Genomic DNA, 15,237 nt, shown 5'->3' with positions numbered 1-15,237 from the left:
GCCGGATCTGAGGGAGCGTCTGCGGGTAGAGCGCCGGATCTGAGGGAGCGTCTGCGGGTAGAGCGCCGGATCTGAGGGAGCGTCTGCGGGTAGAGCGCCGGATCTGAGGGAGCGTCTGCGGGTAGAGCGCCGGATCTGAGGGAGCGTCTGCGGGTAGAGCGCCGGACCTGAGGGGGCGTCGATGTTTAGACCGCCGGATCTGAGGGAGCGTCCGCGGGTAGAGCGGCGGACGTGAGGGAGCGTCTCCGTTCAGCTCACCGGATCTGAGGGAGCGTCGATGTTTGGCCCGCCGGACGTGAGGGAGCGTCTCCGTTCAGCTCACCGGATCTGAGGGAGCGTCGATGTTTGGCCCGCCGGACGTGAGGGAGCGTCTCGGTTTAGCCCACCGGATCTGAGGGAGCGTCGCTTAGAACTTGTGGCGGTTGGCGAGGACCGGGAGTTTGGTGCGGGCGTCCTCGACGACGGCGGGGTCCAGGTCGGCGAAGAGCAGGCCCGGGGCGCCGTCGAGCTCCTGGAGCACCTCGCCGAACGGGGAGACGACGGCGGAGTGCCCGACTCCGGTGGGCGCGGAACCCGCAGCCTCAACCCCCTGACTGACCGGATCGCCTTGGCCGCATGCCAGGACGAAGGTGGTGGAGTCCACCGCCCGAGCGCGGGATAGCAGCTTCCACTGCTCGACCTTGCCCGGCCCGGCACCCCAGGAGGCGCAAACGATGTTGACCAGGGCGCCACGGTCAGCGTTCTCCGTGAACAGGTCCGGGAACCGGACGTCGTAGCAGGTGGCCAGGCCGAAGGTGACGCCGCCGACGTCGAACGTGACAGGTTGGGTGCCGCCCTCAACGGTGTCCGACTCGGCGAAACCGAAGGCATCGTAAAGATGGATCTTGTCGTAGCTCGCCTCCACGCCGGGGCCGGTGACCAGGAGGGTGTTCCGGACCTTGCGCGCGCCGGCCGCAGAGGAAGGAGAGGAAGCAGAGGAAGCAGAGGAGGCGGGGGTGAACATGCCCGCCACAATGACGATGCCGAGCTCGGCAGCGATGGCGCGGACCTGCGAGGCCCACGGCCCGTCCAAGGGCTCGGCAATGTCCAGCAGCGAGTTGCCGAAGGCACGCATGGTCGCTTCCGGGAAGACCACCAGTTCCGCACCGCCGGCCTTGGCCTGACGGGCGTAGTCCCGCACAAGGTCCAGGTTCCGGGCCGGTTTGCGGCCGGTGATGATTTGAGCCAGTGCTACCCGCACAGTTACCTCCAGTTCAGCGCCTACTCCCAGTATGGCGGCCCTTCGCCACCCGCCCCCGACGCCCTGGGACAAAAAGGGTGACCGTTTGTCATCCCCGGCTAAGCTTTAAGCGATGGTCAAGTCCTATGTAGATCCAGCTACCACCGTAGACGCCTCGCGGCCGTTTCCGCTCGGTGTCAGCGTCCCGCGCACGGGTTCCCCGGCGACGGACGACCCTCGCGGTACCTTCGCGAATGTGGCCGTCTACGCGCCGGGCGTGGCCAATCTGGAGATTGCCTATCAGGCACCCGGCGGCAGCTGGCAGCTGAAGACCCTGCCCAACAACACGGACGGCGTCCACCACGGCATCGTCGAGGGCCTGCCGGCCGGCTCGCGCTACGGCCTGCGCGCCTCGCCGGAGCCGGAGGCCCTGCCGCTCTCCGTGCCGACGCTGGACTTCGACGCCGACGGCGTGCAACCGCTGCTGCTCGATCCATACGGCCGGGGCGTGGACGAACGCGACGGTTTCATCACCAGCGTCCGGATGGCCGGCGACTTCGACTGGGGCATGGACCACAGCCCGCGGACCCCCTGGCGCAACACCATCATCTACGAGGCCCATGTCCGCGGCCAGACCATGTTGCACCCGGACATCCCGGAGAACCTCCAGGGCACGTACGCGGGGATGGCGCACCCGGCCATGGTCGAGCACCTCATCTCGCTGGGCATCACGGCCGTGCAACTGCTGCCCGTCCACTTCCACATCGACGAGCCGCACCTGCAGAACCTCGGGCTGCCCAACTACTGGGGCTACAACACGGCCGCGTTCTTCGCGCCGCACCCGGGCTACGCCACCCAGGCAGCCCAGGACGCCGGACCCCACGCGGTGCAGGACGAGTTCAAGGGCATGGTCAAGCTGCTGCACGCCGCCGGCCTCGAAGTGATCCTCGACGTCGTCTACAACCACACCGCGGAAGGTGGAGCGGACGGGCCGACCCTGAGTTTCCGCGGCCTGGGCGAGCTGGAGTATTACCGCCACGACGGCCAAGGCAAGTACGTGGACACCACCGGCTGCGGCAATTCGCTGAACTTCGGCGAGCCCCGGGTGGTGCAGCTGGTGCTCGATTCCCTGCGGTACTGGGTGAACGACTTCCACATCGACGGCTTCCGGTTCGACCTCGCCGTCACGCTCTGCCGCAACGCCAACAACGAATTCGATCCGCGCCACCCTTTCCTGGTCGCGATCGCCGCGGACCCGGTGCTGTCCGAAACGAAGCTCATCGCCGAGCCCTGGGACGTCGGCTACGGCGGGTGGCAGACCGGCCGCTTCCCGGCGGGCTGGGTGGACTGGAACGATCACTTCCGCGACGCCGTCCGCACCTTCTGGCTGGCTGACCGCGCCGCGATCGACGCCGGCGGCCAGGGCGGCTCGGTGGCGCGGCTTGCCGATGCGCTCTCCGGTTCCGCAGGCCTGTTCGCGGCCTCGGGCCGGAGCCGGCTGGCTTCGGTCAACCTCATTACCGCCCACGATGGCTTCACCCTGGCCGACCTGGTGTCCTACGACCGCAAGCACAACGAGGCGAACGGGGAGCAGAACCGGGACGGCCACGGCGACAACCGCAGCTACAACCACGGCTTCGAAGGCCGCACCGAGGACGAGGAGGTCCTCGCACGGCGCGCCCAGACCAGCCGCAACCTGATGGCCTCGCTGATGATCTCCCAGGGCGTGCCGATGATCACCGCCGGCGACGAGATCGGCCGCAGCCAGCAGGGAAACAACAACGCCTACTGCCAGGACAACCCCATCACCTGGATCGACTGGACCAGCACGCCGGAGTCGCACGCGATGCTGCGCAGCACCAAGCGTGTGATCCGGCTGCGCAAGGAGTTCCTCGCCGCCCAGCCGCACGACTACCCGGCACGGGACCGGCAGTCGTACTTCCACTGGTTTGACGTGAACGGCGAGCCGATGTCCGGCGACCGCTGGCAGGATCCGGGCCACCGGGTGGTCCAGCTCCTGCTGGGCTCCGACGACGGGCGGATTGACGGGCTCGTCGTGGTCAACGGCGGCGCCGACGACGTCAAGGTCACGCTCCCGCTCATTCCCGCGGACGACGGCGGCGGCCACCGGCTGTACGAACTGCGGCTGACCACCTCGGAACTGCACGACCGCCGCCAGGGCGTCCGCATCTCCTCCGGCGAGCGGGACGTGGTCCAGGCCAACACCATCAACATCTACCGCGTCTAGGGTGTCCGCACAGCAGGCATGGGGGAATCACGAGTGAACGTCAAACGGCTCATCGCCCTGCTCGCCGTACTGGCGGGAGTGGTGGTGCTGGTCTTCATGCTGGCCGGCATCCCGCAGACCGGCACGGCCCCGCCGGATGCCGGCCGGAGCAGCCCCGCCTCCAGCGCGGGCGCTCCCAGGACGCCGACGCCGGGGAGGACCCCGGCGGCCGGCGTCACCAACCCCTCCAGCCTTCCGGAGATCAAGGCCTCAGACCTGCCGGCCGAGGCGCGGCAGACCCTCGCCCTGATTGCCAGGGGCGGGCCCTACCCGTATTCGCGGGATAATGTCCCGTTCGGGAACTTCGAAAGAATTCTTCCGCGGAAAGCCTCCGGCTATTACCGGGAATTCACCGTGCGGACTCCGGGGGAGTCGGACCGCGGAGCGCGCCGGATCGTGGCGGGCGCCGCCGGCGAAAAATACTACACCGCCGACCATTACGAGTCGTTCAAATTCATCGCCGAAGGCAAGTAGGGAACCCATGAAGCTCTTTTCCGCCGACACCTGGACACTTGAGGAATTGCGTGCACAGGTGCACGACGCCGGACGCCGGGCACTGGTGATCCCGGCGGCCGATTCCAAAAAGGCCGTCCTGCAGGCCTTCGGCGAGGCATTGGCTTTCCCGGAGCATTACGGCGTGAACCTCGACGCCCTCAACGATGCGCTGCACGACTTCGCCGATGCCGTCAGCGACGACGCGCAACAGCCCGTCACCGTCATCTGGCAGGTCCCGGCCATCTTCCGCAGCGACCGGGCCTTCGGCATCATCTGCGAAATCCTCCAAGACGCCGAAAGCTACGCTGGCAAGGACCTGGCCGTCATCGCCGTCTGCCTCTGACGCCGCAGCTCCCCAGCACCGAGCGAGCAACCTAGTAACTCCGCAAATCGGTCATGCGGAAGCGTGCGTCTAAGCAGGGCCCCCGCCGTCAGGGTTCCCTGGCCGAGCTTGCGAGGTTAGGGAGACGGTGGGGAGGAACGAGCGAGCACGCGGAGCATGGGCCGATTTGCGGAGCAATCGCCGGTCGGGTCAGGCTCAGGCGTTGACGATCAGGCCCAGCTCCGCCTTCGACGCCAGCCCCGCGTGCTTGGGCAGAACCCGGACGGTGTACCCGAAGGACCCGGAGCGGTCGATCACCAGGGTGCCGCTGAACAGGTACCGGCCCTTGCCCAGGTCCTCCACGGACTGCAGCTCCGCCACGGTGACGTCGGTCAGCTCGTCGCTGTCCTCGGCCCGGCCGAAGGCCACCTCCACCGCCACGTCCTCCGGCCGCAGCGTGTGGAGCGCCACGTAGGCGTTTACCTGCAGGTCATCGCCGATCTGCGGGTCCTCCGAGACGCCCACCGAGTCCACGTGTTCAACCTGGATCTGCGGCCAGGCGGCGCGGAGCTGGGATGACCAGGCGGCGAGTTCCTTCGCGGCGGCAAAATTGTCCGCCGACGCCTGCCGCCCGGCCACCGCGGCCGGCCGGTAGAGGACGTTGACGTAGTCCTGCAGCATCCGGTCCGCGGACACGGCCGGACCAAGGTGCGCCATGGTGTGCTTGATCATCGAGACCCAGTGCGTGGGAACCTTCTGCGGCCCGGACTGGGAGGGGCCGGCGGCGCCCGCCTCGTCGGAGACGGTGAGGCCGTAGAACTTGGGTGCCACCTGTGTTTCGAGGAGCTCGTACAGGGCCGCGGCTTCAATGTCGTCGCGTTCCTCCGGGGACGCGTCGTTGTTAGCCGTCGGGATCGCCCAGCCATTCTCGCCGTCGTACATCTCATCCCACCAGCCGTCCAGTACTGAGAGGTTGAGCGAGCCGTTCAGGGCGGCCTTCATGCCCGAGGTGCCGCATGCCTCAAGCGGACGCAGCGGGTTGTTCAGCCAGACATCGCAGCCGGGGAACAGGGTCCGGGCCATGGCGATGTCGTAGTTGGGCAGGAACGCGATCCGGTGCCGCACCGCGGGGTCGTCGGTAAAACGGACCAGGTCCTGGATCATCTTCTTGCCGGCGTCGTCGGCGGGGTGCGACTTGCCCGCAATCACCAGCTGGATCGGGTGGGTCTTATGCAGCAGCAGGGCCTTGAGCCGGTCCGGATCCCGCAGCATCAGCGTGAGGCGTTTATAGGTCGGCACGCGGCGGGCGAAGCCGATGGTGAGGATGTCCGGATCGAGCACCGAATCCGTCCAGGACAGCTCGGCGTCGGCCGCGCCGCGCTTCTTCCAGGCCGCCCGGAGCCGGCGGCGGACGTCCTCGACGAGGGAGACCCGCATGTCGCGCCGCAGCGCCCACAGGGCTTCGTCGCTGACGTTGTACGCCAGGTCCCAGCGGCCCTCGGTCTCGGCGTCGGAGCCGAACTGTTCGCGGGCCAGTTGGGACACGCGCGGATCCACCCAGGTGGGCACGTGCACGCCGTTGGTGACCGAGGTGATGGGCACCTCGGAGTGGTCGAAGCCCGGCCAGAGTGCGGAGAACATGCCGCGGGAGACGACGCCGTGCAGCTTTGCCACGCCGTTGGCGCGCTGGGCCAGACGCAGCCCCATCACTGCCATGTTGAACACGAACGGGTTGCCGTCGGTGAAGTCCTCGCGGCCCAGGTCCAGGATCTTCGCGATCGGTACGTCCGGGGCCAGGCCCGCGGTGAAGAAGTGTTCGATCTGCGAGGTCTCGAAGCGGTCGATGCCGGCCGGGACGGGGGTGTGCGTGGTGAACACGGTGGACGCGCGGCCTGCCGTCAGGGCTTCTTCCCAGCTGAGCGGGTGTTCCCCGGACATCAGTTCCTGGATCCGTTCGACGCCCAGGAAGCCGGCGTGGCCCTCGTTGGTGTGGAACACCTCGGGCGCGGGCGCGCCGGTCAGCCGCTGGTAGGCCCGCAGCGCTTTGACCCCGCCCATGCCCAGCAGAAGTTCCTGCTGCAGCCGGTGGTCGCCGCCGCCGCCGTAGAGGCGGTCGGTGATGCCGCGCGCGGCGTCGTCGTTGCCGGCCACGTTGGAGTCCAGCAGCAGCAGCGGGACACGTCCGACGTCGGCCCGCCAGACGTGCGCCAGCAGGCGCCGGCCGTGGGGGAGCGGCAGGGAAATCTGGATGGGCCGGCCGTTGCCGTCCGGGGCAGGCTCACGGAGCAGCGTCAGCGGCAGGCCGTCCGGATCGAGGACGGGGTAGGTCTCCTGCTGCCAGGCGTCGCGGGACAGGGACTGCTTGAAGTAGCCGGCCTGGTAGAGCAGGCCGACGCCGATCAGCGGAACGCCAAGGTCCGAGGCTGCCTTCAGGTGGTCGCCGGCCAGGATGCCGAGGCCGCCGGAGTACTGCGGCAGCACCTCGGTGATGCCGAACTCGGGCGAGAAGTACGCGATGCAGCGGGGCGCGTCCTCGCCCAGGCTCTGGTACCAGCGGGGCTGCTCCAGGTAACGGTCCAGGTCTTCGGCGGCTTCGTGGACACGGCGCACCACGTCCTGGTCCGCGGCAAGGCGCTGCAGCTCTTCCCTGCTGACCAGGCCGAGGAAGGTCACCGGATCCTGCGCGCTCTCGGCCCAGACGCCCGGGTTGAGCTGCTCGAAGAGCTCCCGGGTCGGCAGGTGCCACGACCAGCGAAGGTTGGTGGCGAGCCGCGCAAGGGGCCGGATCGATTCGGGAAGAACAGTTCGGACGGTAAATCTGCGGATAGCCTTCACCTGCGAAACACTAACGGAGAACTCAGGGGCCCGGAACAGCTTTGGGTTTCTTTCCGGTAAATGTCGGATTGACCTCAGGATTCACCCAAAAAAGTGAGCGGCCTTAGCATTCTGTGCGATTTGTAGATAACGTCGAGGCTGTGACGACTAACTCGCGAACCAGTGCCGTGTCCAAGCAAAAGCCGAAGGCCCTGATCACGGAGGGCCTCAAATTTGGCAGGTTTCCGATCACCGCGGTGCAACCCGCGGTCGAAGACGGAAAGTTTCCCGCCAAGGCAGTAGTCGGCGAGAGCATCGTGGTGGGCGCCACCGCCTTCCGCGAAGGTCACGACATGCTCGGCGTCAGCGCCGTCCTCTTGGACCCGCGGGGCAAAGAGCGCCAGCGCGTCCGGCTGGCCCCGCCGCGCGGGAACCGGGGCAAGGGCACCGACCGCTGGGAGGGCCTGCTCACCCCGTCCGGCACAGGCAAGTGGTCGTTCGTCATCGAGGCCTGGCACGACCGCTACGGCACCTGGCACCACAACGCCGAAGTCAAGATCGAGGCAGGCATCGACGTCGACCTGATGCTCGCCGAGGGCGCCGCCTTGCTGACCGAGGCCTCTGAGGACCCGGCCCGGCCCTCGGCCGACCGGCGGACCCTGCGGATCGCCGTCGTCGGGCTCTCCGATGGTTCGAAGACCCCGGAGGAGCGCCTCGCCGCCGGCTTCAGCACCGACGTCGCCGCCGTCGTCGCCCGGCAGCCGATCCGCGAACTGGTGACCGTCTCCGAGCCGTACCCACTGCTGGTGGAGCGTGAGCTCGCCGGCCGCGGCGCCTGGTACGAGTTCTTCCCGCGCTCCGAGGGCGCCGTCCGCAACCACGAGACCGGCGAATGGACCTCCGGGACGTTCCGCACCGCCGCGAAGCGCCTCGACGCCGTGGCCGCGATGGGCTTCGACATCATCTACATGCCGCCGATCCACCCGATCGGCACCCAGCACCGCAAGGGCCCGAACAACACCCTGCTGGCCGGCCCGCACGACCCCGGCTCGCCGTGGGCGATCGGCGCGAAGGAAGGCGGCCACGACGCCATCCACCCGGACCTGGGCACCTTTGAAGACTTCGATGCATTCGTGGCGCGGGCCGGCGAGCTGGGCCTCGAGGTGGCCCTGGACCTCGCGCTGCAGGCCGCCCCGGACCACCCCTGGGTGCAGAGCCACCCCGAATGGTTCACCACCCGGGTGGACGGCAGCATCGCGTACGCCGAAAACCCGCCGAAGAAGTACCAGGACATCTTCCCGCTCAACTTCGACAACGACCCGGCGGGCCTGTCCAACGAGATCCTGCGGATCGTCCAGCTCTGGATCAGCCACGGCGTCAAGATCTTCCGCGTCGACAACCCGCACACCAAACCCGTGTGGTTCTGGGAATGGCTGATCGCCAAGGTCAACAAGAAGAACCCCGACGTCGTCTTCCTCGCCGAGGCGTTCACCCGGCCGGCGATGATGCACGCCCTGGGCCGGGCCGGCTTCCAGCAGTCCTACACGTACTTCACCTGGCGCAACACCAAGGAAGAGCTGGAGGAGTACTTCCACGAGGTCAGCCACGAGTCGCCGGCCTACTTCCGGCCGAACTTCTTCGTCAACACCCCGGATATCCTCACCGAGTACCTGCAGTATGGTGGCCCGGCGGCGTTCAAGATCCGTGCCACGCTCGCCGCCACCGCCAGCCCCATCTGGGGCGTCTACGCCGGCTACGAGCTCTACGAGCACGTCGCCCGGCCGGGCGCGGAGGAGTACATCGACAACGAAAAGTTCGAGTACAAGGCCCGGGACTGGGACGCCGCCGCCGAATCGGGCCGCACCCTGGCTCCGTACCTGACCCGGCTCAACGAGATTCGGCACACGCACCCCGCCCTCGGCGACCTGCAGAACCTGACCGTGCACCAGAGCACGGACAACGCCACGGTGGTCTACTCAAAGCACAAGACCCTCCCGGACGGCAGCAAGGACACCCTGATAATCGTGGTCAACGTGGATCCGCACGGCATCCGCGAGAGCACGGTGTCCCTGGACCTGGCCGCCCTGGAACTGGACCCGGAAAACCTGACGCACAACGGCGGCTTCATCGTCGATGACCTGCTGACCGGCGAGAGCTGGGAATGGGGCGAGTACAACTACGTACGCCTTGACGCACACGTCGAACCCGCCCACATCTTGAGCATCCGGAGGTAGCGCCAGTGAGTTTCAGCCCGAGCAACCCCAGCCAGCACTTCACCCCGAAGGGGACCTTCGAACTGAACGCGCCCGGACTGCAGCACGATCCCCTCTGGTACCGGAAGGCGGTCTTCTACGAGGTCCTGGTGCGGGGGTTCGCGGACGGGAACGGCGACGGCTCCGGCGACTTCCACGGCCTAATCGAGAAGCTGGACTACCTGCAGTGGCTCGGCGTGGACTGCCTCTGGCTGCCGCCCTTCTTCCAGTCCCCGCTGCGCGACGGCGGCTACGACATTTCGGATTACAACTCGGTGCTGGACGAGTTCGGCACCATCAGCGACTTCAAGCGGCTCGTCGCGGAAGCCCACGCCCGCGGCGTCCGGGTCATCATTGACCTGCCGCTGAACCACACCTCGGACCAGCACCCCTGGTTCCAGGAATCGCGCAAGGACCCGGACGGCCCGTTCGGCGATTTCTACGTCTGGAGCGACACGGACGAGAAGTACCAGGACGCCCGCATCATCTTCGTGGACACCGAGGAATCCAACTGGACCTTCGACCCGATCCGCCGCCAGTTCTTCTGGCACCGCTTCTTCAGCCACCAGCCGGACCTGAACTTCGAGAACCCCAAGGTGATCGACGCGCTCTTCGACGTCGTGCGGTTCTGGCTGGACCAGGGCATTGACGGGTTCCGCGCCGACGCCATCCCTTACCTCTTCGAGGAGGAGGGCACCAACTGCGAGAACCTGCCGGCCACCCACGAGTTCCTCCGCCAGCTGCGCCGGATGGTGGACGAGAGCTACCCCGGCCGCGTGATCATCGCCGAAGCCAACCAGCCGCCGGCCGAGGTGGTCGAGTATTTCGGCACCGAAGAGGAACCCGAATGCCACATGGCCTTCCACTTCCCGATCATGCCGCGGCTGTACTACGCGCTGCGGGACCAGAAGGCGGCGCCCATCATCGAGACGATGAAGGACACCCCGGACATTCCCGAGGGCGCGCAGTGGGGCACCTTCCTGCGCAACCACGACGAGCTGACCCTCGAAATGGTCACCGCCGATGAGCGCGCCGCCATGCTCGGCTGGTACGCCCCGGACCCCCGGATGCGCGCCAACATCGGCATCCGACGCCGGCTGGCGCCGTTGCTGGACAACTCCCGCTCGGAAATCGAACTGATCAACGCCCTGCTGCTCTCGCTGCCGGGCAGCCCGTTCCTGTACTACGGCGACGAGATCGGCATGGGCGACAACATCTGGCTCGAGGACCGCGACGCGGTCCGCACCCCGATGCAATGGAACCCGGACCGCAACGCCGGCTTCTCCCACGCCGACCCGGGAAAGCTGTACCTCCCGGTGATCCAGTCGCTGGTCTACAACTACAGCATGGCCAACGTGGAGGCGGAGGCGGCCCACTCCGGCTCGCTGCTGCGCTGGACCAGACAGATCCTGAGCGTCCGCAAGAACCACCCCGCGTTCGGCCTCGGCTCGTTCCAGCACGTCGAGGCGGACCACGACGTCGTCCTGTCCTACCTGCGCGACCTGCCGGCGGGCAACGCCGCCGGCGAGGACCCGGAGACCATCCTGTGCGCGTTCAACCTCTCGCAGCACCCGGTGGCCACCACGCTGCGGGTGCCGCAGTACGCCGGCCGCGGACTCCGCGACGTCTTTGGCGGCCAGGCGTTCCCCGCCATCTCGGACGACGGCACGCTGACCCTCACGCTGGGCAGCCACGACTTCTTCTGGCTGCGGCTCCGATCGGCCGCATCCAACCCGGCATCGCCCCACACCCAGGCGATGCCTATCCTGTCCATCGAAGGCTGAAATGACCCGACCCACCCTTTCCCCCGCGCTGGACGCCCTGCTCCGCAGCTGGCTGCCGCGCCAGCGCTGGTTCCCCGTCAAGAGCGCGCGCTTCAGCTTCGAGCCGGTCTGCCGGGTGCGCCTCGACGGCGGCCCGGACGCCGGAGCGCCGGAGACCGGCGCGGAGCTTGAAGTCCTGCTCCTTGCGGTCACCTACCCGACGGCGGACGGCAACCGCACCGACGTCGTGCAGGTGCCGCTGAGCACCCGTGCCCTGCCGTTGGCCGGTGCCGGCGCGGCCCTGCTCGGCGAGATCCGCGCGGACGGCACGGACGCGGCGCACGGCTGGATCTACGACGGCGTCCACGACCCGGCCTTCATCGCGGCGTGGCTCGAGCTCATGCGGGCCCGCGCCGCTACCGCCGACGGCACGGCCGCCGGCCACCTGGTGGACTCCGATTACCGGCTGCCCTTCGCCACCGGCAAGGTCCGCGTGCTCTCCGGAGAACAGTCCAACAGTTCCGTCATTGTCGACGACGGCGCCTCGGCGGCAATCCTCAAATTCTTCCGGGTGCTCTCCGAGGGGCAGAATCCCGAGGTCGAGATCGGTGCGGCCCTGACCGCCGGACGTACCGTGGAGGTTCCGGCTACCCTCGGCTGGGTCACCGGCGAGTGGACCGGACCCGACGGCGCTGCGGCGGCCCGCGGCGAGCTGGCCGTTGCCCATGAATTCCTGGCCGGCGGCCTCGATGCGTGGCGCCTCGCAGTGGACGCGGCCAGCACCGGCACCGACTTCACCGCCGAAGCCCGCGCCCTGGGCGTAGCGACGGCCACCGTTCACCGCCGGCTGGCCGAGGCGCTGGGCACCGCGGCGGAGTCCGCCCCGGGCGGGGAGATCGCCCCCGGCGTCGCCCAGCGGGTCAGGCAGTCGTGGGCGGAAGCCGGCGCCGCCGTCGGGCCCTTCGACGACGAGCTGGAAGAACTTCTGTCGCGCCTCCAGGGCAGCAGCGCCGGCCGACTGCAGCGCATCCATGGCGACCTGCACCTCGGCCAGATCCTGCAGGTCCCGGGCGGGACCGGGAAACCCGCGCGCTGGGCGATCCTCGACTTCGAGGGCGAACCCCTCCGACCGATCTCGGAGCGAAATTTCCCGGATGTGCCGCTTCGCGACGTCGTCGGCATGCTCCGGTCCTTCGATTACGCAGCCGGCGCTGCGGTCCGCGAGTACGACGACGCCGTCGTCCCCGCCTCTTGGGTGGACGACTGCGCCGAGGCGTTCCTGGCCGGCTATGCGGAGGTCACCCCGGGCACGATTGACCGCGACTCGCCCCTGTTTGTGGCGTTGTGGCTCGACAAGGCTCTCTATGAAGTTGTTTACGAACTACGGAACAGACCGGATTGGCTCGCCATCCCGGTGAATGCATCCCGTCGTCTCCTCGGCAGTACAGGCGCCGGCGTTCCCGCCGAAGCCGCAGCGGAAGGTAACAAAATGACAGGTTCAGCACGTACCGATCGGCCCGGAGTCCCGCTTCCCGTGGACTCGGAGACCCTTGCCAGGGTCGCCGCCGGCGAACACCACGCCCCGCACTCGGTTCTTGGCGCCCACCTCGACGACTACGGCCACGTCACCATCCGCACCGTGAAGCACCTCGCGGAGGCCGTCTCCGTGGTCACGTCGGCCGGCAGCTTCCCGATGTCGCACGAATCCGGGGGCGTGTGGGTGGCCGTGCTGGAACCGGTCGACCAAGGGCACGTGCCGGACTACCGGCTTGAGGTCACCTACGAGGGCCAGGCGCCGCAGCAGGCGGACGACGCCTACCGCTACCTGCCGACGGTGGGGGAGATCGACCTGCACCTGATCGGCGAAGGCCGCCACGAGCGGCTCTGGGACGCGCTGGGTGCGCACGTCCGTCACTACAAGTCCGTCCTCGGCGACGTCGACGGCGTCTCCTTTGCCGTGTGGGCCCCGAACGCCCAGGCCGTGCGGGTCAAGGGCGACTTCAACGGCTGGGACGGCCGCGAATTCTCCATGCGCTCGCTCGGATCCTCGGGAGTGTGGGAACTGTTCATCCCGGGCGTTGTAGCAGGGGCGTGCTACAAGTTCGAGATCAAGACCAGGCATGGACATTGGGTTGAGAAGGCCGATCCGCTCGCCTTCGGCACCGAGGTTCCTCCGCTCACGGCCTCCCGCGTCGTGGAGCCCTCATACGCGTTCCGGGACGAAGAGTGGATGAAGGCCCGCGCGGCCCGGGATCCGCACAACGCCGCGATGAGCGTTTACGAGGTCCACCTTGGATCCTGGCGGGTAGGCCTGGACTACAAGCAGCTGGCCAAGGAACTTGTGGAGTACGTGAAGTGGCTCGGCTTCACGCACGTGGAGTTCATGCCCGTGGCCGAACACCCCTTCGGCGGATCGTGGGGCTACCAGGTCACGTCCTACTTCGCGCCGACCTCCCGATTCGGGCACCCGGACGAGTTCCGGCACCTCGTGGACGAATTGCACCAGGCCGGCATCGGCGTGCTGCTGGACTGGGTCCCGGCGCACTTCCCCAAGGATGCGTGGGCGTTGGCACAGTTCGACGGCGGTCCGCTGTACGAGCACTCCGACCCGAACCTGGGCGAACACCCGGACTGGGGAACACTGATCTTCGACTTCGGCCGGAGCGAGGTCCGCAACTTCCTGGTTGCCAATGCGCTCTACTGGCTGGACGAGTTCCACATCGACGGCCTTCGCGTCGACGCAGTCGCCTCGATGCTTTACCTGGACTACTCCCGCGAGGAGGGCCAGTGGCAGCCGAACCGTTTCGGCGGCCGCGAAAACCTTGAAGCGATCTCCTTCCTGCAGGAAGTCAACGCCACCGTCTACAAGACGCATCCCGGGGCGGTCATGATCGCCGAGGAATCCACGGCGTTCCCCGGCGTCACGGCCCCCACCAGCCAGGGCGGCCTGGGCTTCGGGATCAAGTGGAACATGGGCTGGATGCACGACTCGCTCAAGTACATGGCCGAGGACCCGTTCAACCGGAAGTGGCACCACGGCACCATCACCTTCTCCATGGTTTACGCCTACACGGAGAACTTCCTGCTGCCGATCAGCCATGACGAGGTTGTGCACGGCAAGGGTTCGATGCTGCGCAAGATGCCCGGCGACCGCTGGCAGCAGCTCGCGAACCTGCGGGCGTTCCTGGGCTACCAGTGGGCCCACCCGGGCAAGCAGCTGATCTTCATGGGTACCGAGTTCGGCCAGGAAGCGGAGTGGTCCGAGCAGCACGGCCTCGACTGGTGGCTCGCCGACATCCCCGCTCACCGCGGCGTCCAGCTGCTGACCAAGGACCTGAACGAGCTCTACAGCTCCACCCCGGCGCTCTACGAACGGGACAACGATCCGGACGGCTTCCAGTGGATCAACGGCGGCGACGCCGACCGGAACGTGCTGACCTTCATCCGCCGGGATGCCGAGGGCAACGCGCTGGTGTGTGCGCTGAACTTCTCCGGCGCCCCGCACCACGATTTCCGCTTGGGGGTCCCGGCCGCGGGGCAGTGGCAGGAAGTCCTGAACACCGACGCCGCCGCTTACGGTGGGTCGAACGTCCTGAACGAGGGCACGCTGACCGCGGCCGACGACGGGATCGACGGCCAGCCCGCGACGCTGACCGTGACGCTGCCTCCGCTGGGCGCCGCGTACTTCAAGGTCGCCGGGTAGCTACCCTTCGAAAGGCCCGGAACCCCTGTGGTTCCGGGCCTTTTCGCTGCCCGGGGGAGCCGGGCCCTGCGTCCTGAAGGGGAGCCCGTGACGCCGGCTTTGTCACCGCGGCCGAGTGGTGGTACAGTTTATTTCCGCGCTGCTCCCCGGAGTTGATCCGCTGAGAAGACCACGAAGGCCACGGCCAACTGGATCGGGACGCTGATTTGACTAGGGCGAAGTGCGCGGGTAACTTTGAAAAGTTGCTCCGGAGCGATCCTGGACCGTTGGGTTTGGGTGGTGCCGGGTGTGTCTGTTGTTTGAGAACTCAATAGTGTGCCAAGTTTGTTGATACCAATTGTTTTATTGATTGGTTGTTTTGGCTGTGTTGTCCACCCCGTGG

At 67.7% G+C, this 15,237-nt stretch carries 9 protein-coding genes; 6 read left to right on the top strand and 3 right to left on the bottom strand.

Features of this window, described 5'->3' with window-relative positions:
- Positions 1–406: 406 nt before the first annotated feature.
- A complete protein-coding gene (locus tag AC1DNC_RS16705; protein WP_476863651.1) occupies positions 407–1,240 on the bottom strand; it encodes a carbon-nitrogen hydrolase family protein in 834 nt (277 codons plus the stop codon).
- 112 nt (positions 1,241–1,352) lie between these two features.
- Between AC1DNC_RS16705 and glgX the strand changes: the two genes are divergently transcribed.
- The 3 genes from glgX to AC1DNC_RS16690 are packed head-to-tail and all read left to right on the top strand — an operon-like array spanning position 1,353 to position 4,344.
- Complete coding sequence (gene glgX / locus AC1DNC_RS16700) at positions 1,353–3,467, top strand: glycogen debranching protein GlgX (RefSeq protein WP_476863650.1); 2,115 nt, start codon at positions 1,353–1,355, stop codon at positions 3,465–3,467.
- A gap of 18 nt (positions 3,468–3,485) precedes the next feature.
- Positions 3,486–3,980, top strand: a complete 495-nt coding sequence (locus AC1DNC_RS16695; protein WP_476863649.1) for a guanyl-specific ribonuclease — start codon at positions 3,486–3,488, stop codon at positions 3,978–3,980.
- A 7-nt stretch (positions 3,981–3,987) separates the two neighbouring features.
- Positions 3,988–4,344, top strand: coding sequence for a barstar family protein (locus AC1DNC_RS16690; RefSeq protein WP_476863648.1), 357 nt, complete (start codon positions 3,988–3,990; stop codon positions 4,342–4,344).
- Positions 4,345–4,539: 195 nt separating this feature from the next.
- Here the strand turns inward: AC1DNC_RS16690 and glgP are convergent, their stop codons facing one another.
- Entirely contained in the window at positions 4,540–7,158 is a 2,619-nt protein-coding gene (glgP, locus tag AC1DNC_RS16685; protein ID WP_476863647.1) for an alpha-glucan family phosphorylase, read from the bottom strand.
- A gap of 140 nt (positions 7,159–7,298) precedes the next feature.
- Between glgP and AC1DNC_RS16680 the strand changes: the two genes are divergently transcribed.
- From AC1DNC_RS16680 to AC1DNC_RS16670, 3 genes are read left to right on the top strand one after another with little or no spacing between them, the layout of a single operon-like run.
- Positions 7,299–9,371, top strand: a complete 2,073-nt coding sequence (locus AC1DNC_RS16680) for an alpha-1,4-glucan--maltose-1-phosphate maltosyltransferase (protein ID WP_476863646.1) — start codon at positions 7,299–7,301, stop codon at positions 9,369–9,371.
- Positions 9,372–9,376: 5 nt separating this feature from the next.
- Positions 9,377–11,173, top strand: a complete 1,797-nt coding sequence (gene treS, locus AC1DNC_RS16675; protein ID WP_476863645.1) for a maltose alpha-D-glucosyltransferase — start codon at positions 9,377–9,379, stop codon at positions 11,171–11,173.
- Position 11,174: 1 nt separating this feature from the next.
- Positions 11,175–14,855: a 1,4-alpha-glucan branching enzyme gene (locus AC1DNC_RS16670; protein ID WP_476863644.1), complete on the top strand. Its 3,681-nt coding sequence runs from the start codon at positions 11,175–11,177 to the stop codon at positions 14,853–14,855.
- 128 nt (positions 14,856–14,983) lie between these two features.
- Here AC1DNC_RS16670 and AC1DNC_RS16665 read toward each other — a convergent pair.
- Positions 14,984–15,237, bottom strand: a 254-nt coding sequence (locus AC1DNC_RS16665; protein ID WP_476863643.1) for a hypothetical protein, incomplete at its 5' end; no start/stop codon positions are given.

The sequence above is a fragment of the Arthrobacter sp. 01N442 genome, from assembly GCF_056399345.1.
Note: the sequence above shows the minus strand (reverse complement) of the source record. Positions and strands in the feature narration are given on the sequence as shown.

Bases quoted from the DNA above. Each gene is read 5' to 3' on its own strand.
- glgX (WP_476863650.1), top strand. From the start codon at position 1,353: ATGGTCAAGTCCTATGTAGATCCAGCTACCACCGTAGACGCCTCGCGG.
- AC1DNC_RS16690 (WP_476863648.1), top strand. From the start codon at position 3,988: ATGAAGCTCTTTTCCGCCGACACCTGGACACTTGAGGAATTGCGTGCA.
- AC1DNC_RS16695 (WP_476863649.1), top strand. From the start codon at position 3,486: ATGGGGGAATCACGAGTGAACGTCAAACGGCTCATCGCCCTGCTCGCC.
- AC1DNC_RS16670 (WP_476863644.1), top strand. From the start codon at position 11,175: ATGACCCGACCCACCCTTTCCCCCGCGCTGGACGCCCTGCTCCGCAGC.